Source organism: Streptomyces sp. NPDC015346, from assembly GCF_043078785.1.
GTDB lineage: Bacteria > Actinomycetota > Actinomycetes > Streptomycetales > Streptomycetaceae > Streptomyces.
The window spans coordinates 862,236-887,135 of record NZ_JBIBTW010000003.1 but is presented as its reverse complement, the minus strand read 5'-3'; the positions used below and the strand labels follow the sequence as shown (position 1 = coordinate 887,135).

Here is a 24,900-nt window from a genome sequence, read left to right as displayed (position 1 = left end):
TCTTCTTCTCCCGGGCAGCCGTCCGGAGAGGACCTCGACGGAGGTCTTGCGCGCTCGCTCTCCATCAGGGGAGAAGACACCGTGAAGACCGGCGGCAGCACCTCGGTGTCGGTGACCGTCGCTATGCTCGCGTCATCGCTAAGGGGAGGTCCCAATGTCGTACGGGCTGCTGACGCCGGACGTACCGCTCGGTCCGTTCGAAGGCTCTGTCGTCACTCTGTGGTCGACGCAGGCGAGGGATGCGAAGCTGCACTCCAAGTCCTCCTGTCCCTATGTGCGTTCCGCTCGTGTCGCCGAGCGGCTGGTGCAGTTGGACGCTTCGGCTCTCGGCCAGCTGTGCACCCAGTGCGCGTCGTACGGATCCTGGGCACGCCCCGGGACGGGGCTGGCCGTCTTCGTGAGCGCGGTCACAGGCATGGGGCTGTTGTATGAACTGGACCGCTGCTGCGATGCCGACGAAGACAGCTTCGATGACGTGGAGCTGGACGAAGCTGCCTCGCTGCTCTTGCCGGCCTCTGCGAACAGCAAGGAGAACGCGCAGACCGACGTCGAGGAAGATGAGGACGATCGCTGGGAGGAGGTACAGGAAGCCCGGCAGGTACGTGAATCCGTCGTGGCCGAGTACTTCGACGCAATGGTCAGCCTGCACCGCGTCCACCGCGTCTTGGCTCTGTTTCCCTGGATGAGGTCCTGGGCTGAGCCGCGAGTACAGCGGAAGCTGGACCGCCTTCAGGTCTTGCGCACTCAGGCCGGCCGGCTGATCGCCCCTGATGCGCTGGCGTTGGCGGCAGCGGTGTCGGGCATGAAGGAACCGGACCTCCCTGTCGATGATCCCGCTTTCGCCGTGCTGGGTGCACGCAGCGAGGTGACGGACTCATTGAAGTCCCTGTGGCGGCAGTGGCACAGCGCGGTGGAGGACAGCTGGGATCATCCGTGTGAGCAGGACTATCTCGCCTATCGGCTGACCCGCGGGATGAGCAGTCGGCGGAAGGGGCGGGATCAGGCGCTGGAGCGGGCCCAGGCGCTGCTGGAGGCTTGGGCGGAGGAAGCTGCCGGGTCGGTCACGGCCGGCTGTGGAGAGCGGGTGCTGTCCGTAGGTCTTGGCGGCGGTCTGGTGGCATCCGGCCGGAGCACGTCTGCGCTCGACCGGCTCAGTCAGTGGGAACGGGGTGTGCTCGCCTCGTACACCGCCTCGGTGGACTGGGCGGGGGCTGAGCCGGTCATCTCGCTGCGGGTGCCGGAACCGATCGCGGCCCGCCTGCTGTCGCAGGCTTCCCCACTCGTGTACAAATCCCGGGCCGAGGAGAAGCCTCCAGCCGGAGACAAGGCGTCGGCTCTGGAAGCGGGCCCTGGTCTTGGGCCCGGGGTGTTCGACGACACCCCGGTGCATGACCGCCAACTGGTGCGGCAGGAGCACCTGCGGGCCTTGCGCGACACAGCGGGCGGCGCGGAGCAGCTGTACGCAGTCCTGGGCGTGAACGCCGGTGTGGAAGTCGTGACGCTGGGCGCTCTAGAACAGCGCTGTGCGGCCGGCTGGCAGGGTGTGATCCTCGCCGCCGCCAGTGACCTTCCCGACGCCCTGATCGATTCCGCCTTGCAGCCGTACGCCGGAGACCCGGCCGAGAACGACGACGTGTGGGTCCGTCCTGTGTACGACCCGGAGGAGGATGCGTTCGGCCGGAGTCTGAGCGCAGCGGAGGGCGAACGAGTCGTGGTGCGGCTGTGCAGGGAGAGGTGGGATACCCGTCAGGCTCTGAAATCTCTGGCCCTGGCGCGTTCGTTGCCGGATCTGCGGGACCTCGAGGCCGTCGCGGAAGACGAGCAGGGCTATCTGCTCAGGCCGTTCGCTGCGGCTGTGTGGAACGGACTGCTGGCGATGGAACAGCTGGACCTGGAACCCTTCGCATCGGAGGGAGACGAGTACTGGGCCGACGGCTCTGGCCTTCCTCTGGGAGTGCTCGCCTCCGTGCAGGCGTACACCACGGATGCGTTCGGTCGCTTCCATGGCCGGGCCCACTCCCCCGGCTGCGCGCACCGGCGCCCCTACGCCGGGGTTGATCGCCAGGACGAGAAGGTGACCATCGAGGAGCTGCTGCGCGCCAAGGCCTTTGATCCGTGCAGCAAGTGCGGCGGGTACGCGGTGCGCCGCCTCAGTGACGCCCAGGTCGCCTACTACCGGGCAGCACACCGACTGCACCACCTCATCCAGATCTCGGCTTCTGGCTCCGGCACGATCGACGCGGAGAGGTACTTGAGTCGGCTCGACGAACTCAGCAGCCTGGACGCTGAAACTGAGCGGGGGTGGTTCCCCCGCCCGGGACAGGCCCGACAGTGGCGGCAGGTCACCAACCGCCTACGCGACAAGCTGCGGGCCCGTGCCTGCCGGTGAGGCAGGCACCGTCGCAGCACCGAATTGCCCGGTGATTGCCGGGTGATGTCGAGGCGACCCGGCCACTGGGCCGGGCACCGGACACGGTCGGCCGGGAGTGCGGACGCCGGGCCGCCGGCCCTGACCTGGTTGTTCCTCATGAGGGGAGTCAGTACGCGCGCCTGCCCGGCTGGCCAGGGAAGTGACCGGTCTGCCGCGGCACATACGGCAACACGGCAACAGTCGCCTGTGAAGGTGCTATTGCAGTCCTCAGCACTGCCTGGACCGACTACCCCTCCCGCGGATGGTGGGGCGGCCGGAGGAGGTCAGGCGCCGGTTTCGGTCAGCCAGAAAGGGTCCCAGCAGTACCGGGGCGGGCGGGTGATGCTGTTCATGCGCAGGCCGCGAGGCCCTTCGATACCGGCGTCCGGCAGGTCGATGAACCAGTCGAGCACGGTGTCGGGAAGACGGTCGGGATCCTGGAGGTCGGCCAGGAAGACATCGGGGCCTTCCGGGTCGTAAGGGGCAGGCAAGGTCAGGCCTGCGGCGATGGCTTCGTCGAGGATGTGACGGCAGATGCTGTGCCAGCGACCCTGCCCCCACCACGAGTCGGTGTAGCCGGTGGATCCACCGATGGTCATCAGGATCAGCGTGGTCTGTGGGCCGAGCCGTTCATGGTCGAGTCGGCGCCAGCGGTCGAGTTCCGTGCAGACGGTGGCGGCCACTTCCGTCCATCCCTCCCCGAACAGAGAGCGGATGGGGGTGGCATCGGGAAGGGCCCAATCCGGGTCCATCAGCGCGTCTTTGATACCGTCCCAGTCGATGCCTTCGACGGGGCAGATGTGCTGCTGGGTCAGACGGGTGACGGCGATGTTGACGCGCGCCATCAGCACGTCCGTCTCCACATGGTGGTCTTCCACCGCGGTGTTGTTGCGCCAGCACCAGGCGGCCACGCCCCGTGCGGCCGCGTCCGGGACGATGTCGGGTGCTACATCCTGCCCGGTCATTCCGACCACCCAGTCCAGGTAGCTGCTCAGCCACTGGTCCTCGGTGATCTCACGCAGCACTTCGGTCAGCGGCAGCCGGCGGAACTCGGCGGCCGGCTGGAAGATGCGGCGGATTCTACGCAGAGCGAAGTCTTGCTTAGCTTCCGCGGGGGCCGATTCGGCGACATATACGTGCGCGGCGTCCAGCAGCCCGGCCTGGCCGGCCGCGGCTTCGACAGCGGCAGCAGCCTCCCGGCCGGGCCTGGGTACCGGGATCTCCAGACTGGCTTCCAGCAAGGAGTAGGAGTAAGGCCACTCCCCTGTGACGTCCTCGAAGGGCCCCAGCACCACCTTGTCCTTGTGCGGGTGGTAGCTGACGTCCACACAGCCGTCACCGCGCAACAGTGTCTCGAAGAGCAGTGCGCCGTGGGGGCGGCCGAAGTCTGTGTCCCATTGTTCCGGCAGTTCAAATCCTGCCCATTCCAGCGGAGCAAGCATCTCGTACAGCCGCGTCGCGTACTTGCTCCACTCCTGCGAAGAAGGCACGTCCGTCTCGGAACGCCCTGCGCTCCTCGTCCCCGCCGGACCAGGACTGGCCACCGAGGCGGACGGCGCGCCCGCCATGCCGGGTTTGGTGCGCAGTTGCTCTGCTCGTTTGGCGATCATGCTTCGTTCCGTGGCCCGGCACCGAGCACACAGGTAGCGGTAGTCGTCACCGTAACGCCCTGAAAAACGGGTCAGCGAACGCGTCTTGCCGCAGGCACGGCAAGGGCCGCGCCCGTTCTTGGGCCACCACAAATACCAGCGGCCTTCGTAGTCGCTGCTCTTGGGCACCACTCCCCTGCCGACGAGCACCTCGGCCAGCCGGCGCAGACTGCTCTCACCGAACGGGAAAGGCACCTGCTCGAACAGCAGGTCATGAGCAGCCAGCAGCACCTCGCCGGAAAGCATCTGTCCTTCATCGGTACGGCGCAGCACTCCAAGGGCCGCAGCCAAGTGCGGCACACCATTGCCTTGAGCGTCTGCGGGCCGGCCGCTGCGTGAAGCACGGGCTATCGCTGCGTCGATGTCGGCAAGAGAAGGAGTTGGAATCGTCACACACGGAGCCTAGCCCCGGCCTGTGACACCGGGCCTCGGCACGCATGCGGGAGGGGGCCTTGCCAAAGGCCCTCGCAGGTAGACGAGTTCGCGGGGAACGCCAGGGGCTGCCGTAGACCCATGAGGGCCGGCCAGGAGGGGATGGGGTGTGCGGGCTCCGAGGATGTGCCCGGCATCGGGCCGCAGGCGGCTGGAGGCAGGAACTAGCGCATGTGGGCCGAGGGAACGGGTGCCGTGATGAGTACCGGTCGTGCTTCGTGCGATGCAGTAAGTCCGGCGTGGAGTCAGTCAGCTCGAGCGGGGCCGGGGAGAGGGATCGTATCGCCGAGTGCGACCCAGCGGTGCTCGACTCCTCTACCGCTGTCGATGGCGAGACACCTGCACAGCAGCGGGCCGCACGGAGTTTCCGTGCGGCCCGCTGTGACGGGTCAAGGCGTGTCGCCGGACCGTCCTAGCTCTCAGCGGCGAGGAGGAGACGCGTCTCCCACACAGAGGCTCGCTCCTTCGCGAACGACTCGCTCGAGGCGTAGTACGTGCCGGTGTCGGTTGTCACCTCCAGGACATGGTCGTTGCGGCGGAGGAACGTGCGCCTGGGCTTGATCACGGCATCACCCGACAGGATCTTGGTGATGACCTGTCGGAGATCCGACGCGGCGACCTGCTCGAACTGCCATCCCTCGAGGATGAGGCGGGCGGACGCGTCGACGCGTTCGTAGTGCATGACGTCAAGTTGCACTTCCTCGCCGTCCAGCCGCATGACGCATTCGGTCATCCAGCCGCCGCCGTCGAGTTCGCGCTCCTCGATCTCCGGATCTGTGTCACCGAGGCTGCGCATCGCTGCGGAGACCTCGGCGGCGATGTTCAGTTTCTCCGGTTTCACCCGTGCCACCTCACAACCACCTGCCCATGAACAGGTCGATCTTACGGCCCTTGCCGAACTTCACCCTGAAGACGGTCCTGGCGACGGGGAAGGGCAACTTCCTCTTCCCCTTGTATCCCCAGTCCTTCTTGAAGCCGCGCGCGCTCCAGCCCACGCCCCAGTTCTTGCGGTTGAGCCAGCCCTGGCGTCCGCGGGCGTAGTCGCCGAAGAGCCTGCTCTTCTCGCCGAACCAGCGGTTGTGGTTCCACGAGACGCCCTTCGCCTTCCACTGCTTCCAGGGCTTCAGGTACTTCTTGGCGTACCGGGCCTTCTTGTAGGCACGGTAGCCCGTCCGCACCGCGCGGTACGCCTTGCCGCAGTACCGCCAGCAGGCGACTCCCACCCGGATGGCTCCGATGACCAGGGGCACCCAGCGGCCACTGACGTCGGGGCGGTTGACCGGGTCGGCGAAGGAGAACTCATAGGCGTTCGCCGAGCCGCCCCGGACCGGGTCGATCGAGAGGAAACGTCCGGTCGCGGGGTTGTAGAGGCGGGCGCCCATCAGAACGAGGCCGGTGATCGTCTCGGCGGAGCGCTGCTTGCCGCCGAGCCAGTTGTAGCGGACCGCCGCCTGACCGGCGCGCGGATTGCCGTACTCGTCGTTGTCCAGAGCCACGGGGGCCTCGCCGGCTGCCAGGGGCAGCTGCAGGGCGATGTCTCCGTGGATGTTGGTCAGCTGGAGGACGACGTCGCCGCTCGCGCCGGTGGTGGCCGCGAGGTCACCGGAGACGGAGTCGACGTTCCGGGTCAGCTCGCCCGTGGTGGTGTTCTCCACGATCCAGCGGGGGTTGTCCCCCTCGCCGTCGTAGTGGTTGACCTTGGAGGCGGTCTGGGTCCACGTGGTTCCGCCGCCGCTCTCGGTCTTCCAGCCCCTCAGTCGCAGCGCCGCGTCGAGCGTCCAGGTCTGGCGCTGGGTGGCGGTGGTCTGCTGGTGGACGAGGTCGTTCGAGTAGTAGCTGATGGTGCTGCCCGGCAGCGCGGTGGTCCGGCCGAAGGCGTCGTAGGTGTAGCCGGCGTCGACAAGACGGTCGGCGCTGTCGTAGGCGTGGGACGTGGTGGTTCCGCCGGACGTCGGGCATGCCAGTCCGGGGGTGCCGACGGCGCTCGTGAGCGACTTACGGTTGGCGCTGCTGTCGAAGACGTAGCTGCGCCGTGTGCACACCGTGTCCGACGTGTCCTCCACGGAGGTCATCCGGCCGGTCTTGTCGTAGCCGTAGCTCTGTGAGGACCAGCCGGCGTGCGTGGTGACCTGTCCGTGCACGGACTCGGTGACGGCGTCGGTGTAGACCGTCGTCGCATCGCTGTCACGGGTGTAGGTGCGGGCCACCGGGACACCGGTGGTGTCCTCGGTGATGGAGAGGGTATAGCCGCCGGGCAGTTTCTCGGTGGCCACGGAGCCGTCGGCGTCATAGGTGGCCTGGAAGACACCGGCGACGGAATCCGTCGTCCGGGTCGCCAGTCCGCGTGGCTCGGCAGTGTGGTCGTAGGTGTAGGTCGTGGTGGATGGGGTGTTGTCGGTGACCTTCACCGGCCGGTCGAGCAGATCGTACTCAGTGGTGGTGGTTCCGCCGTCGGCATCGGTGTAGGAGATCTGCCGACCGAGCTTGTCGTGAGCGATGGTGATGGTGCCCCCGGTCGGCGAGACGGTCTTGACCTCTCGTCCAGTCGCCGGGTCGTACTCGGTGGTGGTCTCCGGCACCAGGGGTCCCGGTCCACCGGTTGTGCTGACCTTGGACTCACGCCCTGCGGCATCGTAGGTGGTCGTGGCGGTGAGGGTGCTGCCGTTCGCGGTCTTGATGACCTTGGCCTCGTTGCCCCACCAGTCGTACTCGGTCGTGGTCGTCGGCAACTCGACGGGGTTGGAACCGCCGCCCGTGATCGCTCCGGCCGGACCGGTGGAACACACCTGGTCGGCCCACTCGGGGCGCCCCTGACAGGGTCCGGTGCCGGTGGCGGACCAGTACGTGGTCACGTGGGTGGTCGCCGAGGTCTCGGTACCGCCCGGCATGACGACCTTGGTCTCCCGGCCCTGACTGTCGTACTGCTTGGTTGTCGTCAGTGCCAGGCCGGCGGGATCCGCGATCGTCTTGACAGGCAGGCCCTTGGCCCAGTCGTAGACCGTGTCGCTGGTCCGCGTCTCGGCGTGGACGGACGGGTGTTCACGCACCTGCGCGCCGAGCACGACACGCGTGATCTGGTCCTTGACCTTGGCCGTGCCGTCGGTGGGACGGCCGGAGTCGTACTGGTTCACCGTCCAGGAGCGGGCCGTGACCGAGCTGCCCGCGGGGACCAGGACAGTGGTGCCGGACTTCAGGTCCTCCGTCAGGTCGATCCTCCGGAGAGGTCCGAACTCCTCGACCTCGCGGGTGCCGGACGGGCTGAAGACCGACCGGGTCGACAGCAGATCGGCGCGCTCGGCGGAGGTGAGCTGGGCGATGCCCAGTTCCGCCTGCATAGCACGGTCTTCCGCGGTCAGTCCGAGCGCGAGCGACCTGTTGGCGGCGGTCAGTTCGCGGATGTTGTTGCCGAAGGCGTCGTACTCGGTGGTCACGATGTGTCCGCCGGGAGCGGCCTCATTGACCTCACGGCCGGACACGCCGAGGTACTTGATCTGGGCGCGCCGGTAGTCCGCGGCGCCCAGCGCGGCTCCGGAGTGCGCGGCCGGTATGGCGTCGGCGGGAAAGACAGCGGTCGCGTCCGTCGGGATGTCGGTCTGGCCCCAGGTCTTCACGTCGGCGGCCCCGAGCTGGTACGGAGCCGCCGTACCGGTCAGGGGCACGTCGTAGACGACGCTGGTGACGGCTTCGCCTTCGACCGTGTCGGTGGTGCCCTGCTTCAGGGCGGGTCGGGACGCCTTCAGCAGCATGCCTTCGCCGGCGGCCGAGCTGGATCCGGCCTTGCCGTAGACGAACGTCCAGGGCAGCTCCCCTGGCGGGGTGTAGCCGGTGACGCGGCCCGCGCTGTCGTACGTGTATGTGGTCTTCAGCGCGGGAGAGATCAGCGGGTTCCACACCTCGCGCAGTCGACCACTGTCGTCGTAGCGGTACGTCTGGACTGTCTTGGAGGTCGCCGCGGCGGCTCCCGGTTCCGTTGCCCACAGGCGGATGTCCTTGACCTGACCGGTGAAGTCACCGAGGGCCGTGGTGGTCGCCGTTGTGGAGGTGGCGTAGACGAGTTCCAGCACGCGGCAGCCCTTGGTGGAAGGCGTGGCGGTGCAGGTGGCGGCCGTTACCGCCGAGGTGGGTGCGATGATCCGCTTGGGGCGGGCCAGCTTCTTGCCATCGACGGTGACTGTCTCGGAGACCACCGTGGTTGCGGAGTTTGTCAGTCCGTCCAGCAGCGTGCTGGAGACCTGCCAGGTCGGCGCCGCGGGATCGGGCTTGGTGAACTCCGTGACGGTGCCCTCGGCATCGCTGAGCGTGAACGAGCTCGTGACGCTGCCCTGGAGGGCGAAGTCCTCGGCCCCCGGCTCAGGGATCCACGCGGTCTTTGCCGCGTTCGCGGTAAAGCTCATCGCCTCACCGTCGACGGTCACGACATCGACGGCTGTGTCGGAGACCCGGCGTACGTGACTGTAGTCGGAGTCCGTCATCTCGGCGGCCGTGCCCGAAACCCACTCCTTGCCGAAGATCGGCGCCTGACCCTCCTGCTTGGCGCCCTTGTCCGGGGTTCGGGAGGAGGCGGTGCGTGACACCGCGATGTCGAACGCCGATGCGTCCGAGCCGGACAGGGTGAAGTCACCGGTCAGCAGATTGAGCGAGCCCGGGCCGACCTCTTCGTCGGCCGCGCCGGTGGCGTTGCGGTCAACGACGACGCTCAGCGGCGCCGTGCTTCCGGTGGCGGAGTTGGGACCAGTGAAGTCGGCCTTGATCTGCACCGTCCCGTCGGGATCGACCGTGCTGCTGGCATTCCAGACCAGGGCGGCGTTCTTGCCGTTGACCAGGGGCACCGGCCACGTGGAGAGCACGGTTCCACCAGCGGTGACATCACTGGCCGGGATTTTCACCCACGGATCGGCCTCCGAACGGCGCCAGGAAAACGACACGGCGTCATACTTGCCCGCTTCGGCCTCGGCTGCCAGCGGCAGGCGGCGAGCGGTACGCTCGCCCTCGGACGGCTGGACGAATCCGCCGGGGCCTGCGTGGAAGGTGTACTCGATGGGCTCGGACTTGTTGTCGGCCTTGTCGACCTGCCGCACCTGGAGGGTGTGCGTGCCGTCCTTGGGCGGGGTGACGCTGATGGCCTTGGCGGCGGTGGCGCCGCCGGTGGCGACCTTGGTCCAGGTCACGCCGTCCAGCGACCACTCGAGCCAGTTGTGGTCGGTGCCGTTCGGCGTGACGGTGAAGGTGCCGGCCTGGCCCGCGCCCTTGACCCACGCGTTCGCCGGGTAGTCCGTCGAGGTGATGTTCGTCGGTGCGGACGGGTTGGTGGTGTCGACCGTGAAGGTCTTCCACGCCGACCAGCCCAGGTTGTAGTGCGTGCCGTCGTACGGGCTGCTGCGGAACTGGTACGTCTTGCCGCTGGTCAGCACGCCGGCCGGCACGGTCACCGGGGCGGGCTGGCCGGAGGGCACGAACCCGGAGCGCAGCACGGCGCCGACCTGGGTGTTGGTGGCGGTGTCGTAGATCTGGTACGCGCCTTGGACCTTGTCACCGTTGGGGTCGACGAAGGTGTCTCGCAGCGTCGGGGTCACGGTGTTGACGACGTAGGCGCCGTTGTACGAGAAGTACGGCGGGCCCGCCTCCTGCTTGGTGCCCGTGCGGGGCCGGTAGTTGTACGTGACGACCAGCTTGGGCGGGTTGGAGGCGGCGTTGGCGGAGTTGACCCGCTTCCACTGCCCCGTGACGGTCTCGTCGGAGGCGCGCAGGCCCATGTGGGACCTGGCCGCCTTGGCCGACGCCCACTCCTGCACCAGCGTCGTGACGTTGGCGTTGATCCAGCCGTCCGGCTGTGTGCTGCAGGAGGCGTTGCCCCTGGTCTCCGAGGAGGTGGCCTTCTCCGCGATCCACGACGGCTGAGCCGTCCACCGTGACGACGTGGTCGCCGCGCCGGTGGACCACACCTCCCACGGCTGGTTGGGGCAGGAGGTGCCGGTGTAGTTGCCGGAGTGGAAGTTCCACAGGCTGAGCTTGGCGTCCATGACCAGCGCGTCGGCGATCGGTGCGGTGTTCCAGGAGATGAAGGACCGCGCGATGCGGGGGGTGCCGTCGGCGTTCTTCGTGCCCGGGTTGCCCAGGTCCAGCTCGACGTCCGTGGACCAGTCGCGGGTCTCCCCCTGCTGCACATAAGTGTCGAACACGTTCGACAGCGCCGACGTCGACGGATCCACGGTCACCGGGTACTTCGTCGCCGGATCGGCCAGGAACTTCGCATCCGGCGTCACGACCAGATCGACGGTCGAGCCCTTCTGCACCACCTTCATCGCCACGGGCACCCGACGGGTGTGCTCGCCGGAAACCGGGTCTACGGTCGCATCCCACATCACCGGCGCGGGCATCACGGCCCGCTTGTTGTTCTTCTTGTCGGTGAACACCACGCTTCCGTCGGCCTGCTGCGATGCCTTCAAGCCCTTGGCACGCAAAGGCAGCGTGTAGGTGTAGTCCTGCTCCGTCGGCTTCTGCTTGATCTCGACGAACTGCTCGAAGCCCGTACGGGTCGCCTCGACCACGACATCGGCACCCGGCACGGCGTTCACGTACTCCGCGCGCGTACCCTCCAGCTTCGGGACGGGCAGCCCGCCCTTCCACTGCAGGGTGATCTGCTGGTCACCTTCGCCGAGCGTCACCAGGTCGACGGCCTTCGCCTGCCGCGCCTTCGCCAGAGAAGGCGCAGGCGTGCCTGTCCCGCCTGCCAGCTTCAATCCTTCTGGGTGGGCCTTCGGCTCAACAAAACCGCCGACGGAGTTCACCAGGCCCAAGTCGACATCTCGCCACTCGCCGGTGGACTCGTCTTCAAAGCGCACCGGGCCGGCTGTGAGTTCGGTCGTGAGGGAGCCGTCCTTGTTCACCCACGTCGTGGATGTCTCGGTGCGCTCCGACAGGGCCTCGACCCTCTTGCCGGACAACCGCGCGGCCACACGCGCGGAGGCGATGTCCGCTGCTTGCGTGACCGTCGGCTTCTCTACCGTCGTGGGGCGCGCGGGTTCCGCTGCCACCGCCGACGCGCTGCTCAACAACCCCACCGTCAAGGCAAGGGCGAGACTTCCCGCTATGTAGCGCAGGCTTTCCCCGGTCCAGGGACGCCCGCGCTCCTCGGGCGCAGGTATGTGAACCGTCATCATTCCTCAGTCAATTGTGTCTAGTTGCATCAGAGTTGCGACGCGACTGTGAATTTACCGAGGAGGGGAACGGTAAAAAGACACCCAAGGGCAGTCAAAACCGAAAACCATGCACTAGCTCTTGCAGTGATGTACGACACAGAGGTCCGCTTGCCCCGGCTCCACTGCCTCGGCCCCACTGGCCGAACACCAGACGGCGCGAGAGCCGTACCGGGGACGGAGAGCTGACGCGGCAGCCTGCCGTACTGAAACGTCGCTGGGCCGGCCACAGGGGCCGAACTGCCCGAGCTCGGTCTTCAGCGCGGTGCCGGTCTGGATCTCGTCCTCTGTCCAGCCGGTGATGTCGAGCAGCAGGCCGTCGCGGCGGCGGAGGCCGCCAACGGGCCGGGGATGGTCGTGTTCCTGGCCGTAGATCCGGCCGCGCGCCCGGTTTCGGGTTCGCCGGGCTACTGGGCTGGGTGACGGCCGAGCTGCCCAGTTCTGAATGCGCGCAATCGGCAACGCCTGGGGAGGGCGCCATCGTCGGCGGATTGCCTGGAGTCGGCGTGCCGGCGCGCTGCCCCTGGTCCTGCACGAACTCAGACAGGCCGCCGCCGTAAATGCTCCGGTCCCCTCGTGCAGGAGCTCCCCGGGGCCGGAAGCCCGCCCGCGGGGCGTGCAGCGAGAAGGCGGCCCCGTCGTGCTGGGTGACCTGCAGCGGGTCCCGGCCGCCACGATGCCGCGGGACATACGAGCCGGTCGAGCCCACTTCCCCCCTCAGGAGCGGGATCTTCTCCGGCGGGTGCAACCAGATCCGCCACCCCCGCCGAGTGTGCATCTCCAGGTGGACCGTGTCCCGGCCGTCGGCGGGGACCGGGACGACCGCCCGCGTGAGCGAGGAGCCGTGCGTGAGGATCTGCTGGGGAAGCGCGCCGACGCCGCGCGGGCTGGTCAGCTCGACCCATGAGTCGGCCGCCCGCTCCAGGTGGACCACCAGCAGCCGCCAGGGCACCGGCGGCGAAACCGTAACCGCACTCCTCGCCCGCTAGCACCAAGACGCCGGCGCAGCCGGTCAGCGGAGCGCGCGGCTGTGGCGGCCGGATCGCCGCAGGTGCATCCCGAGATAAACGAGGGCGGCGGCGAACACCACGATGCCGATGACCAGCAGGTAGAACAGCCCTTCGGCAACGGCGCCGATGATGCCCAGCACGATCGCCGTGATGACGAGGATCAGGAACAGCGTCATGGGTCAGACACCTCCTCGGTGAGCCGGTCAGCGGCGGGCGAGTTGCCGCTCACCGTTCGCGCCGGGCTGGTAGGACAGGCCGTAGTGCGCGAAGACCGCGGCTTCGTCCTCGGCGGGCAGGACGTCGTCCGTGCCGATCGCCGGGGACTTCTTCACCAGCGACTTGTCGTAATTGACCTTGACGTAGCCCGGGCCCACGATCGCGTCGGCCAGCGGGACGAAGACCAGGCGGCGGCGGGCGGGCAGCCCGACCTGGACCGTGGCCATGGCCGGCTCGTCGCTGCTGGTGTCCACGTAGACGGCCTCCAGCACGCCGATCTTGTGACCACCGACGTCGACGACGTCATGGGTCCGCCACTCGCGGATATCCGCACTGTGAATCATCACGGTTCCCTTCACACGGCGGTCACACGGCGGTGTACTCCGACCGGTGCACTTCTCAGCCTGCCCTCCTCACGCCTGCCCACACCAGCGGTGCGCGATCGGCGGGAATGAGCAACGCACAGCCGGGGCGGGCATCCGCGTTGCCGGATCCTGGTCGCTCTTGTGCCGGTTCGAGGAGGCCGTGACGCCGCCGAGGGTGACGTCGCCGCTGAGGTCGTTGGCGCACGTACGGCGCCGCTTAGTGGTCCAGCCGTAGCCACCCGGAGTCGTGGACCTCGGCCCGGCGGGCCGCCGGTTTGCCGCCGACACCAACGAGAAGCGAGGCCGTTCGCTTTCAAGATCACTCCACCCGCCCCCGGGGCAGGTCTGCGGCCCCGGGCGGCTCGGGGCGCTCAGGCGTACTTGCCCAGCTCGCTGGCTTCCAGTGCGGCCTTCTCGTTGACGCCGATGACGTAGCCGTCGATGTCACGGAAGTAGAACATGCGCTGACCGGTGTGGTCGCCACTGATGTCCTTGACGATCTCGGTGTGCTGGGCGATGCCGTCTCGGACTCCCTCAAGGTCGTCCACGCCCATGTAGAACATGCCGGCGAAGCCGACAGGAGTGTCCTTCAGGGCAGGCAGGAACGTCTTCAGGTCACTGTTGGCGTAGATCATTCCGAGGAACTCGCCCTTGTAAAGAAGCATGTGGATGTCGTCGCCGGGCTGGGCGGTACTGGAGTCCACATCGAAGCCCAGTGTCTTGTAGAAGGCGATGCTCGCGGCAGTGTCCTTGACGCTGAAACAGGGAGCGAAGGGCATGAGTCTTCCTCTTTCTCTCTTCGTGGAGGGCCGGAGTTCGGCACCGACGCAGGCAGACGGCTGCCCCTACGGGGTACGGGGGCTTCCTCCGGGGTGACGCAGGGACGGGAGAAGGAACCCCGCCCATCGAAGCAGTACATTTGTACTGTACGTCGCTGATGCCCATGGCGCACTACGGGCATACCTTCCCTGGTCATGTCCGGGGCACAGCTCACGAGAGGAGGGCGAGACCTCGGGCTGGCGCGGGTGAGCAGGCCCGAGAGTGCGGGCTTGTACAGTACGTACGTACTACACGGTTGACTGGATGGAGAGAAGGAGCCTCATGGCCGTGGAGAAGGCTGTTCGCCGTCGGGATCCACAGCGGCGGATCGAGGAGATCGCCGCGGCCACCGAGAGGATCATCGCGCAGCGGGGCATCGAGGGCCTGACCCACCGCGCGGTCGCTGAAGAAGCCGACGTGCCCCTGGGTGCGACGACCTACCACTTCGCCACGAAGGACGACCTCATCACCGCCGCGCTGAGCCGGGCTGTCGACCGCTACGGCGTCTACCTGGACGACTGGGTCGCCCAGCGGCCCGTCCTGAGCTGCGAGCACCTGGTCATCCTGCTCACCGACGTCCTGCTGGGATGCTTCGGACCTCAGCGCGACCAGCAGGTCACCGAGTTCGAGCTCTACCTCGCCGCCCTGCGTCGCCCTGCCCTGCGCCCCATCGCGGACCAGTACAGCGAGCACACCGTGCGAGCCCTGGCCCACTACACCGACCCGGTCACCGCCGCCGCGGCCGCCGCCGCCATGAACGGACTCACCCTGCGCGGCCTCGCCGGCACGACAGCCCCCGACCGCACCGACGTCGAAGCCGTCCTGCGCCGCGTCCTGACCCCCAACCCCGCACTCCCGTAGACACCCCGCACTCCCGTAGACCACGAGAGGGGTTCCGTCACCACGGGGCCGGCTCTGGGCGACCTCCCGTATGCGCAAGCGCCCAAGCACAGCGGGAGCGGTTCGGCGCCCCAAGCAGCCGGCACCCGCAGGCCGCCCCCGACCGGGGCCAGCCCAGGAAGCCGGTCAATACGGCAGCGCCACTCCTCGGCAGCGGACCACCACGAGGCTGAAAGGGATGACATCGGCAGCGAACCTCCGCGACCGGGCCTGGGCCACAGCCCCAGCACGGCGATCGGCGGTGCGGGCCCCAGCTACGTGGTGTGCGGGTCACCATGAGACGAAGGCCCAGGTCGCTAACGCGGGCCTTGTCTCGGCTGAGACCGGCACAGTGGCCGCCTGCTATCGGTCAGGAGGCCGGAGGCGGGGCTCCCGGGTCTTTGTGGTCGCGGCCGTCCCGCGTTTCCCCTGGCGGGGCCTCGTCCCGCGCCGGGCCGATGCGGATCTCGAAGTCGCCCGCGTACTTCTCGTGGCCCGCGATCACGGCGTCCTCCACCGCCTCTTCGGCGAGTTCGTGGCGGACGATCAGCGGGTCTTGGCGGAGGTCCCGCAAGAGGGCCCAGCACATGCCGATCATCACCAGGACGAACGGGGCCGCGACGAGGATCGTCAGGTGCTGCAGGCCCGCGAGGGCGTCGCCCTTGCCCTCGCCGACGAGCAGCATCACGGCCGCCACGCCACCGGTCACCACGCCCCAGAAGACGACGATGAACCGGGCAGGTTCGAAAGTGCCCTTCTGGGAGAGGGTGCCCATCACGATCGACGCCGCGTCGGCGCCGGAGACGAAGAAGATGCCGACCAGAATCATCACGAGCAGGCTCATCACACCGGCGATCGGGAATTCCTGGAGCACGCCGAAAAGCTGCGCCTCGGGCGTGGTCGCCTCGCCGAGGCTTCCCTGCTCCTTCAGGCGCATGGCCGTACCGCCGAAGACGGCGAACCAGACCAGGCTTACGGTGCTGGGCACCAGGATGACGCCGCCGACGAACTGACGGATCGTGCGTCCCCGGCTGATGCGGGCGATGAACATGCCGACGAACGGCGTCCAGGAGATCCACCAGGCCCAATAGAAGACCGTCCAGCTGCTCAGCCAGTCGGCGACGTCACCGCCGCCGGTGGACGCCTCGGTGCGGCCGATCAGCTGCGGCAGCTCGCCGAAGTACGCGGCGAGGGAGGTGGGGATCAGGTCCAGGACCAGGATGGTGGGCCCGACGATGAACACGAAGACCGCGAGGATCACGGCCAGCACCATGTTGGTGTTGGAGAGCCACTGGATGCCCTTCTCCACGCCGGAGACGGCGGAGAAGACGAAGCAGACCGTCAGCACGCCGATGATGGCGACGAGCAGCCCCGTCCCGGCCCTGCCCAGCCAGCCCACCTCGTGCATGCCGCTGCCGATCTGGAGCGCGCCTAGTCCCAGGGACGTGGCCGAGCCGAACAGCGTGGCGAAGATCGCCAGGATGTCGATCACCCGGCCGGGTCCGCCCTCGGCGCGTTTCCTCCCGATGAGCGGGACGAAGACGGCGCTGATCGTCTGCCGCCTGCGGCGCCGGAAGGTGCTGTACGCGATGGCCAGGCCGACCACCGCGTAGATGGCCCACGGGTGCAGCGTCCAGTGGAAGAGCGTGGTGGCGAGCGCCGTCTGCATGGCGTCCGCCGAGTCGGCGGGGTCGGTGCCCGGCGGCGCAGTGGTGTAGTGCGCGAGAGGTTCGCTGACGCCGTAGAACATCAAGCCGATGCCCATGCCGGCGCTGAACATCATGGCGACCCAGGAGACGGTGCTGAACTCCGGCTTCTCGTGCTCCTGGCCCAGCTCGATCCGTCCGTACCGGCTGACGGCGAGCCAGAGCGCGAAGACGACGAATCCGGAGGCGGCCAGGACGAACGCCCAGCCGCCGTTGTGCATCAGGGCGTTCAGCAGGGTGTCGGAGACGCTCTCCAGGGCGCCGGTGGCTGTGGCGCCCCAGATCACGAAGCCCGAGGTCAGCACGGCCGTCACCCCGAAGACCACCCGGTCGGTGACGGGCGCCTGGTCCTCGTGCGGGTGGCGGCCGGGCAGGGCCGCCTTCACCGGCAGCCGCAACCTCTGGCCCCGTTTGCGTTGCTCCTGAGACACCGGCGACACCCTTCGCGATCACGGCCCGAATTGGCTCCTGCTATCCCGTACCACAGCGCACACACCTGTCCCGGCATCAACAGGCGCCGTGCGCACCCTTCTGTGCGGTGATAGGCCGCACGGGTGTCGAAGAGGAGCGGCACGAAAGCTCACTGAGGGCGGCACGAAAGCTCGCCGCGACTGCCACCGCCGCAGGAAGGCCCCTGTCGCGGCCGGCCCGGGCGGCCTCTTCGTGCGGCGCCGGGTCGTCCTTGACGCCCGCGTACTGGGCCGGGCTCAGGCGTAACCCGCAGGGCGGGCCCCCCGAGGCGCGCCTACAGGCCGAACTCGATGTGGTCCACGGAGGTGTACTCGACCACCAGGCCTTGGGCCCGGCGGCCACGGCCCTGGAAGTAGACCTCGGCCAGCGCGTCGGCGGTGATCTGCCACAGCTCGCGTCATCGGCGCCCTGGTCGCGGGCGCCGAAGAGACGGGCGGTGTACTCGGGCGGCAGGGCGACGGTGAGATGGCGCAGCCATGCGTCGTCGGTGGTGCCTGGGGCGGCGGCGTACCCATACCGGCCGCGGGTGTCGACGTGAACCCGAGTCGCTCTGTGGGATCTGAGCACCAATCACATGCAGCCGGCCCGGATGAGGCGCGGGAGGAGGCGGCAGCCCAGGAAATCGCCGCACAGACGCCCTCCCGGGTCTAGACAAGCTCTCCCTCCTCCCAGGCCCCCGCCCGAGACCGCACCCCAAGGAACGATGTCGGCGAACCCTGATGTCCCATAGCCCGGAGCTGGAGTGCCGGCGCCACGCGCCATTGTTGGCTCGTCCCTCTGGGGCACCGAGGGAACCTGCTCGTCAGCGCAGATGACGAGAGTCATCGGCATAGCCCGTCCCGCTCAGGCTGGTCGTTTCCCCGGCGGGTAGTGCTGGCGGCTCAGTGACCGGTGTCGCGCAGGTAGAGAGCGGCGAGTCGTGGGAAACGGCGCCGCATCTCGTCAGGGTCGTCGAAGTCGAAGTCTTCACCCATGTCATCGGCGTCCTGTTCGTGCCGACCGCAGGAGGTCTTGTATGCGTCCCAGGCCTCGTAGAAGGCGTGGTCGTCACCGGTAAGGCGCTCGAACGCATCACTGGCCGCGTAGTTGGCATCCTCGTCGAAGACGGCCTCGTCATGCCCCGCACGAGCTGCGTCGATCACGACGGGATGTCCGGCAAGGCTGTCCGGACAGGCTGCTGCCTTCTCGTACCAGTCACGGCCCAGAGCTATCAGGCCAGCCCGGAAGTCCATGAAGCTGTCGTCCGAGCATCCGCCACCGATCAAGTAGGCAGCGGCCCAAACGTCCCATCGATAGACGGCCCCATGTACCTCATCGAAGCGTTCCTGGTAACTGAGGATGTCGCCCTTGGTGCGGGTAGCCAACCCATCAACCAGGGCCTCGGCGAAAACCTTGTCCGCCGTAACGGCCGAGCGTGCGGTTTCGATGACGCCCCAGAACTCGTGAATGTCCATGGCGGGGACTCTGTCACCCGGGTACGACACCCACCTGTGAGCTGCCGGATGGCAAGCCGGGCATCCGAGCCACCGCAACTTCCTCTGAGGTGCCTCAGGCCGGTGCCGGCCGTTGATGTAGCCCGTCCCGGTGCTGCCGGGCTGTCCCGCGCGGGCTGGTCCGCTCTTGAGCACCGGGCTTGGACGCGCGCTGCCCCCCGGTCGCAGGCCCGCCTGAGGCCGCGCCGTCGAACCACAAGCCCCCCGGCCCGTACTTTCCACGACCGCCCCGCGCCCCTGCAGTACGAGGAGCGACCCTGGCCAGCCCCCTTCCTGAAGGACGGCAGCCGGACGTGGCTTCAGCGGGCGGCGCACAAGCGGGACCGCGCCGCCCTCAAGCTGGCGCTGCGCACCAGCAGCGAGCCGCCCCGCCCCCAGCGCCGCCGCGTCGATCGCGACGCGCGCTGATTCGGCCCGACGAACGGTCCCGCCCACGGCGGGGCCGTTTCGCGTCTGTGGACGGCGCAGCCGCGGGCGGACAGCGGACACAAGGGCCTCGCCGACGGGGGCGGTGAGGCTCCAACCAGTGCGGCAGGAGCGCGCCGCCGCTGTGTCCGTTTGCCGCGCCGAACGCGACAGCAGCTACGCCCCCAAGACGGCACCATGCCGTGCCGCGCACGCGAACGCTGGAGGCGAGGCTGGCCGACCACGAGGCGGGAGGAAGCAGCGGATGCCGGAGGCTGAGGAGAGGAGGGGCGAAGCGGGAGCGATGGCAGAGGGAGCAGGTCGGTGGCCACCGCGCTGGGGGCACGGCGCAGTACAGCGGTGGGTGACGAAGAAGTCCGGAGCACGTCGTCCGCCGGTTCCGCTGCAGGTCCGGACGATCGAGGAGGCGGTCCTGGGTCGGTGGCAGCCCCGGATACGGGCCCGTCGGCGTGCCCAGGCGGAGACGAATGGCTTGCTTGTTGGCGATGGGGCCGCCGCACCCACGGCCCTGCACATCGGCTTCAGCGGCCTCGAGTTCGCCTACTTCTCGATCGGATGAGTGCGAGGCCCCGGGGTCGACCCCGGGGCCTTGGGCGGTCAGGAGCGGGAGGCTCGCGAGACCTCGCACTTGGTGTACTCGGAGCCGTCGCCGGTCCCGGGGTACGGAGTGGTCAACTCGGCCTTGACGGACGCGCCCGACGCGACCGCGATGGCGGTCTTGATGGCGGTCGCCGGGACGACACTGCCGCCGGCGGCGCCGGTGAACTTCATGGTGACGTTGTAGTCGTAGTCCATCGCGCCGTCGTTCTTGACGGTGACCCGGGCGACGAGGTTCTTGGTCGCCGGGTCGTACGTGCACTCGTCGATGGTCACGTCACGGGCGGCCTTGTCGGCGCTGCTGGAGCCGCCGGGCAGGGAGCCGCCGGACGTGCCGCCGGAGGTGCTGTCGTTGTCGCTGCCGTGGTTGTTGCTGCTGGAGCTGCTGCTGTTGTTGTCGCAACCGCCGCCCGAGCCGCGGGCACCGGTCAGGGCGACGACAGCGATGCCGAAGACAGCGATCGCGCGGACATGACGCATCTTCATGTTTCAATCCCCGTTGTAAGTGGTACTAAAGAACGACTCTTTGACGAGCGCACGACACCCTAGCAGCGGTCGGAGTGTCGCCGGTTCCAGCGGGACCGGTCGAAGGCGCCCGGCGCGGGGCCCGCGCCGACCAGCCCCTTGCCGCACGATCTGAGGCGGACGAGCCGAAGCGCTCGAGCGCGACGCGTTCGGTCAGCTCCTTGGCGAGGATGGACGGTGGGCGGTCCAGCTCGATCTGAGCACTACGGTGAAAGACGAAGACCTCCGGTGTGGTGGAGGCTGCATGCCAACTGGGTGCTGCAGTCGTTCGGATACGACAACGTCCACCAGCACGTCTATTTCCTGCAGACGAACCCGGGAACGACGAACGGTGACTTGTGGGTCACCAAGGCCGATACGGCGGGCAACCAGCTGGGGTCCATGGCCTGCACGGGTTTGGTCACGGGGTCTCGACGGCGGTGAAGCCGTACGGCGGACAGGTCTACCTGTGGACCGAGTGGAAGACCAGTGCCAGCGGATTCGGTACCAGGATCGGACGGTTCCCGTTCGTCAACGGGGGCGTGCTGAAGCAGAACGACCCCTCGGTCCAGGACCTCACGCCGACACGGTGATCAATCCGCAGCCGGTGATCGACCCGTTCACCGGCTACTGGTGCGCTACAACGTCGGAACCGACCAGCGTCGCATCGTCGCTTTCTCGATGACTGATGCCCGCGCCGGGCGGCTCACCAGCGGATACCGGCTGGTCGAGAGGGCCCTGCCGGCCCGCGGCGACTGGGGCAAGGCCAACCCGTTCCAGGGCTTCGCCGCCTATGGCCGGTACGCGTACCTGCTGGAAGGCTCCGAGGGGAAACCCTCGTCCATCACCACGATCGACCTGAACGATGTCGGCAACTCCACGGTGGTGGGCCGGTTCGCGACCACGGCCGGGAGTCTCTGCCTGGCCGGGAGCCGCAGGGCATGGCGATCTGGCAGTCATCGGGCGGGGCCGCGGCAGAGAAGACGCCCGCGAAGAAGATGGCCACCGAGAAGAGCACGACGAAGAAGACGGTGTTCCGGCGGAAGGCCGCCTGACCGGTGTGCGGCGGGAGTCATTCGCCCTCGCGCGGATGCTGCTCCGGGTTCAGCTTCCGATGCTCTGATCTGCTGAGTTCCCGCTGACAGTCGCCGCCGGGGCATTGGAGAGGCCGTCACCAAAGAGCCCCTCATTGCTGCCCGAGGCCGCGCTGTGAGGGGTGGAGGATTCCTCGCTGTTGTCGGCGGCCCCGGCGATGCCCAAGCCGTTGAGGAGGCCGCCACCGACCGGAGTGTCAGCCACTGCGGGCGAGGCTCCGGACAGGGCGAGAGCGGCCCCGGCGAGGGCAACAGCGGCGAACGTGCGCTTGGTGTTCTTCATGCCAGGCAAACGATCTCCACCGCTCAGAGTCACGAGCCCCGCTGGCATGGGTGTCGTGTCCAGGGCGTACAGGTCCTGGTGGGCGCCGGCGGGTCTCCTGGTCTCGACGGTCGCCGCCCTCACGAGCAGCGGACCGCCCCACAGCCACCAGGTCGTTCCCGCGGCCTCCTTCATGCTCTCCAGCTGTGTGTCAGACCAGCTGTCGCAGCCACGACTCCAGAGCCGCGTAGTCGCTGTCAGCGAGGCCGCGGCGGGGATCGACACGATGGAGCAGGGCTTGCCCCTGATGACGGGCAGCGACCCACGCCCGATCGGTGTTCGTGATCTCGTCGTCGACCCACGCGAACGGGCGCCCCGCAGCCCATTCGACAAGGGCACGCGTCTTCCAGTGCAGTCCGTTCCGTTCGTCCTGGTCATCGATATCGGACGGCTCCGGCCAGACCACCACCGCCAACTGCGGCAGACCAATGCGGGGCGCGATGTACTCGTTCGCGTCCGCCATCCACGTCGTCGCCCAGACCACCTCGCACGGCAGCGCCGCCAGCCGGGGCCCGTGCTCGGGATCAATCCTGGTGAGGAGCGGATTCGTGTCCGCACCGGGCAGGTCAGGGCCCGTCGCATAAACCGGATACGGAGACACCGCGCCGAACGGGATGAGTGGCCCATCGACATCGAGAAACAGCAGGGGACGCTGCACGTAACCAGTCACGGAAGGACGATAGCGGCGGCTCCCATCAGTCCCCCCTTGATACTCAAGCCCGAGAACCGACCGTCACACCCGCTTGCTTCTACTTCCCGTGAACATCCACGGGCCCCGAGATCCGCAACTAAACGAAGCCGCCCAGGGGCGGATGCGGCAGAACAGCACGCGCAATAGGTCGGGGACGACCACCGCTGGTGAGGGCAGCCTCTACGTTTGACCCCTCACCGGGCCGGTGAAGGGCTGAACCCCCGCGCCGCCGACACCGCCCTCGCCACCCGAGCTCTCTACGTACGGCACGCCGCTGACACGGGTGTCTCCCTGCGCGCACTCCTGCGAGCTGAGCCTGAAGGGGAACGGTGCACTCCCCTGTACCGCCGCCGCTGTGGTTGACGGTGCCGCTGTAACCGGCGGCCGTGTGATGTCCCTCCAGTGGTCGATGGTAGGAGCGCGAACCTCCGCCGGAGCATGTATGCGGGACGGAACAGGTGCGGGCTGAGCGTGACGACGGCGTTGTCGTGGGTTGGGTTGGCGCCTTGGCCGCGCCGCCTCGCCGTGGCGGGCCGCAGTCGCGGATCACTTGATGACGATGTCGTAACTGAGAACCTCCTGGGTCTCCTCATGGACGAGATAGACGGTGACCCTCCCGGCACCCCCCGCCACGTCAGCGGGAACGGAGAACGAGATCTTGGCCGACTGGCCGCACACCGGGCTGCTGCTTCGGCTGGACAGCCAGACGCCGCCGGCAGTGAAGGTGTCTACGAGGGTCCTGCGGCAGGAGGTCAGGCTGACGGACTTCTGCTCCCCCTCGATGGCCACCGACCGGTTGTACCAGGTCACCTTGCCCCTTGTGTAGGTCTGGCCGAAGCTGGCGTCGAACGTGTAGAGGGACGCTTCGGCAGCGGCGGCCGAAGTCGCCGGCAGGGCGAAGAGCAGCCCGGCGGTGAGGCTTACGGTGCCGAGCGCGGCAGTGACCTTCGTGCGCATATCGTCTTCCCCGGATGTCGTCGAATGACCGCAGTCGCGTGTTCCGCCCGGCGCGGACGGACGCACGCGGTTCAGTCTCGCGGGCCGAACCGGCCCGGTCTACAGGGCGTCATCGAGGGCGAGTTCGGTGGTTCATGGGAGCGGTGTGGGCGGAGTGAGACCGGGTCCGTCGGCGAGGCCGGGCCGTTGGTCGTGGACGCACAGATCGCGCACCTGGACCACGGTCCTGGGCCCCTGAACTACTGGAGGCCGCCGTGCCCCGCCGCGTCGACGTCCCAGCCGATCCTGACCGCGGGAACCGCCAGGACGGCGGCAGCCCTCACGCCGGGGCCGACACGCGAAAGGCGGCGAGCCGCAGGGCGGGGCCCAATTGCCCCCCGGGGCGTGGCCGATGGCCCGTATCGCTTCCAGCGCGTCGGCGGCGACCCGCCTCTGGGTGCGGCCGCGCGTGGCGGCCAGCTGCTGATCGCAGCGGCCGATGTCGGTGCCCATGGTGGTGAGTGCCCTCTGCTCGAAGCAGGGCCATGAAGAGGGCGGATCCAGAACACGGCCCACCCAGCGATCCCTTGTCGCTCCTCCGGCCACCACCGCCAGGGGCAGCTGCCGGTGAGCCGTTGGTCGACGGCATCGAGCGGCATGATGCCGTCCTCGACTGCGTAGCCGTTCCCGTCGAACTTCTGCTGTGGACGTAGCCCTCCGGCTGCCCGCCGCGACCCTCCAAGCCGGGCCGTCCGGTGTCGTGGCTCGGAGGCCGGGAGGGGCTACGGGGAACCCCACCAGCGTCCCGCGGCCCAGGCCAGCACGTACCCCGTGCTGTTCAGCGCGCAATGCAGTGCCATGGGCGGAATCAGGCTCCGCGATCGGCGGCGCAGTTCGCAGAGCAGGACCCCGGCAAGGGCTGTTCCGACGACAGCCGCCCCCACCGACAGGGCCACTCCGGCGGGACCGGTGCCGAAGAGGGCCTCGGCCGCCGCGTTGGCGCGAGTCAACCCGCGTGACGGCAGGACGTGCCAGAGGCCGAAGAGGAAGGAGGAGAGGGTCGTCGCCCAGAGGTGGCCCCACCGTCGTTCCACCATGGCCCACAGCACACCACGGAAGGCGATCTCCTCCAGCAGCACCGTGCCCAGCGGCACGCGGACCAGGACGCGGTACACCAGCTCGCCGGCGGTCAGACCCGCGGCGCGCTGGTCCTGGAAGGCATCCCGGGTGAACGGCACGGCGAGCCCCGCCAGATACACCGTGACGACGGCCGCCGCCAGGATCAGACCCCATCGCAGTCCACGGCGGACCGAGTCCCGGCCGAGCCCCAGATCGTCCGCCGTGAGTCCCGAGACCCGCGCGATCAGCAGGAGCATGGCCGCCGTGATGACGCAGAGCGGCACGTAGAGGCCGGGGGCCAACCAATTGATGATCACGTTTACGGCGGCGAGCACCGAGACGAGCGAGAGCAGGATCCCCATGGTTCCCAGAATCGCCGACAGCTCCCGGCGAAGACCTCGTAACGCGCCCCACTCCCCTACCGAGAAGCCTTCCGCTTTCCGAACGTAACCGTTCAGTCTGAATGGAGAAGGAACCCTGTTCGACTGATCAAGCCCACCGATCGGTATGCGGAAGTCAAAGCAGACCAGCTCAACGGCGGCCCCGGACACCTGCGCGCCGGTGC

At 68.3% G+C, this 24,900-nt stretch carries 15 protein-coding genes; 2 read left to right on the top strand and 13 right to left on the bottom strand.

Translation table 11 applies throughout. The features are described 5' to 3' along the window. Nucleotides 1-154 precede the first annotated feature (154 nt). Nucleotides 155-2,389: a hypothetical protein gene (locus ACF06X_RS14845; protein ID WP_392287641.1), complete on the top strand. Its 2,235-nt coding sequence runs from the start codon at nt 155-157 to the stop codon at nt 2,387-2,389. Nucleotides 2,390-2,694: 305 nt separating this feature from the next. Here ACF06X_RS14845 and ACF06X_RS14840 read toward each other — a convergent pair whose 3' ends face one another. The 6 genes from ACF06X_RS14840 to ACF06X_RS14815 form a co-directional block, all read right to left on the bottom strand. After that, nucleotides 2,695-4,452, bottom strand: a complete 1,758-nt coding sequence (locus ACF06X_RS14840) for a hypothetical protein (RefSeq protein WP_392287640.1) — start codon at nt 4,450-4,452, stop codon at nt 2,695-2,697. A gap of 451 nt (nt 4,453-4,903) precedes the next feature. Next, nucleotides 4,904-5,332, bottom strand: coding sequence for a hypothetical protein (locus ACF06X_RS14835; RefSeq protein ID WP_392287639.1), 429 nt, complete (start codon nt 5,330-5,332; stop codon nt 4,904-4,906). A 10-nt stretch (nt 5,333-5,342) separates the two neighbouring features. Further along, nucleotides 5,343-11,648, bottom strand: a complete 6,306-nt coding sequence (locus ACF06X_RS14830) for a DNRLRE domain-containing protein (RefSeq protein ID WP_392287638.1) — start codon at nt 11,646-11,648, stop codon at nt 5,343-5,345. A 1,051-nt stretch (nt 11,649-12,699) separates the two neighbouring features. Beyond that, on the bottom strand, nt 12,700-12,873 hold the full coding sequence (locus tag ACF06X_RS14825; protein ID WP_392287637.1) for a hypothetical protein: 174 nt from the start codon (nt 12,871-12,873) through the stop codon (nt 12,700-12,702). 27 nt (nt 12,874-12,900) lie between these two features. Further along, nucleotides 12,901-13,257, bottom strand: a complete 357-nt coding sequence (locus ACF06X_RS14820; RefSeq protein WP_392287636.1) for a PRC-barrel domain-containing protein — start codon at nt 13,255-13,257, stop codon at nt 12,901-12,903. Nucleotides 13,258-13,649: 392 nt separating this feature from the next. Further along, the gene (locus ACF06X_RS14815; protein WP_392287635.1) at nt 13,650-14,057 is read right to left on the bottom strand and encodes a VOC family protein; all 408 of its coding nucleotides are present in this window, start codon (nt 14,055-14,057) and stop codon (nt 13,650-13,652) included. A 304-nt stretch (nt 14,058-14,361) separates the two neighbouring features. On the opposite strand from ACF06X_RS14815, the gene ACF06X_RS14810 reads away from it, so the two are divergent. After that, a complete protein-coding gene (locus ACF06X_RS14810) occupies nt 14,362-14,958 on the top strand; it encodes a TetR/AcrR family transcriptional regulator (protein ID WP_392287634.1) in 597 nt (198 codons plus the stop codon). 388 nt (nt 14,959-15,346) lie between these two features. On the opposite strand, the gene ACF06X_RS14805 is transcribed toward ACF06X_RS14810, so the two are convergent. The 7 genes from ACF06X_RS14805 to ACF06X_RS14775 form a co-directional block, all read right to left on the bottom strand. After that, complete coding sequence (locus ACF06X_RS14805; protein ID WP_392287713.1) at nt 15,347-17,074, bottom strand: BCCT family transporter; 1,728 nt, start codon at nt 17,072-17,074, stop codon at nt 15,347-15,349. A 960-nt stretch (nt 17,075-18,034) separates the two neighbouring features. Next, nucleotides 18,035-18,607, bottom strand: coding sequence for a DUF4240 domain-containing protein (locus ACF06X_RS14800; RefSeq protein WP_392287633.1), 573 nt, complete (start codon nt 18,605-18,607; stop codon nt 18,035-18,037). A gap of 1,062 nt (nt 18,608-19,669) precedes the next feature. Further along, entirely contained in the window at nt 19,670-20,155 is a 486-nt protein-coding gene (locus ACF06X_RS14795) for a hypothetical protein (RefSeq protein ID WP_392287632.1), read from the bottom strand. Nucleotides 20,156-21,277: 1,122 nt separating this feature from the next. Next, a complete protein-coding gene (locus ACF06X_RS14790) occupies nt 21,278-21,550 on the bottom strand; it encodes a hypothetical protein (RefSeq protein WP_392287631.1) in 273 nt (90 codons plus the stop codon). A 190-nt stretch (nt 21,551-21,740) separates the two neighbouring features. Then, nucleotides 21,741-22,259 (bottom strand): HAD domain-containing protein, encoded by a 519-nt coding sequence (locus ACF06X_RS14785; RefSeq protein ID WP_392287630.1) that lies wholly within the window; start codon nt 22,257-22,259, stop codon nt 21,741-21,743. A gap of 567 nt (nt 22,260-22,826) precedes the next feature. After that, a complete protein-coding gene (locus tag ACF06X_RS14780; protein ID WP_392287629.1) occupies nt 22,827-23,237 on the bottom strand; it encodes a hypothetical protein in 411 nt (136 codons plus the stop codon). Between the two features lie 761 nt (nt 23,238-23,998). Beyond that, entirely contained in the window at nt 23,999-24,697 is a 699-nt protein-coding gene (locus ACF06X_RS14775; RefSeq protein WP_392287628.1) for a CPBP family intramembrane glutamic endopeptidase, read from the bottom strand. Nucleotides 24,698-24,900 lie beyond the last annotated feature (203 nt).

Bases quoted from the DNA above. Each gene is read 5' to 3' on its own strand.
- ACF06X_RS14775 (WP_392287628.1), bottom strand. From the start codon at position 24,697: ATGGGGATCCTGCTCTCGCTCGTCTCGGTGCTCGCCGCCGTAAACGTG.
- ACF06X_RS14790 (WP_392287631.1), bottom strand. From the start codon at position 21,550: ATGAAGAACACCAAGCGCACGTTCGCCGCTGTTGCCCTCGCCGGGGCC.
- ACF06X_RS14845 (WP_392287641.1), top strand. From the start codon at position 155: ATGTCGTACGGGCTGCTGACGCCGGACGTACCGCTCGGTCCGTTCGAA.
- ACF06X_RS14815 (WP_392287635.1), bottom strand. From the start codon at position 14,057: ATGCCCTTCGCTCCCTGTTTCAGCGTCAAGGACACTGCCGCGAGCATC.
- ACF06X_RS14830 (WP_392287638.1), bottom strand. From the start codon at position 11,648: ATGACGGTTCACATACCTGCGCCCGAGGAGCGCGGGCGTCCCTGGACC.
- ACF06X_RS14795 (WP_392287632.1), bottom strand. From the start codon at position 20,155: ATGAAGATGCGTCATGTCCGCGCGATCGCTGTCTTCGGCATCGCTGTC.
- ACF06X_RS14825 (WP_392287637.1), bottom strand. From the start codon at position 12,873: ATGACGCTGTTCCTGATCCTCGTCATCACGGCGATCGTGCTGGGCATC.
- ACF06X_RS14820 (WP_392287636.1), bottom strand. From the start codon at position 13,257: ATGATTCACAGTGCGGATATCCGCGAGTGGCGGACCCATGACGTCGTC.
- ACF06X_RS14810 (WP_392287634.1), top strand. From the start codon at position 14,362: ATGGAGAGAAGGAGCCTCATGGCCGTGGAGAAGGCTGTTCGCCGTCGG.
- ACF06X_RS14800 (WP_392287633.1), bottom strand. From the start codon at position 18,607: ATGGACATTCACGAGTTCTGGGGCGTCATCGAAACCGCACGCTCGGCC.
- ACF06X_RS14780 (WP_392287629.1), bottom strand. From the start codon at position 23,237: ATGCGCACGAAGGTCACTGCCGCGCTCGGCACCGTAAGCCTCACCGCC.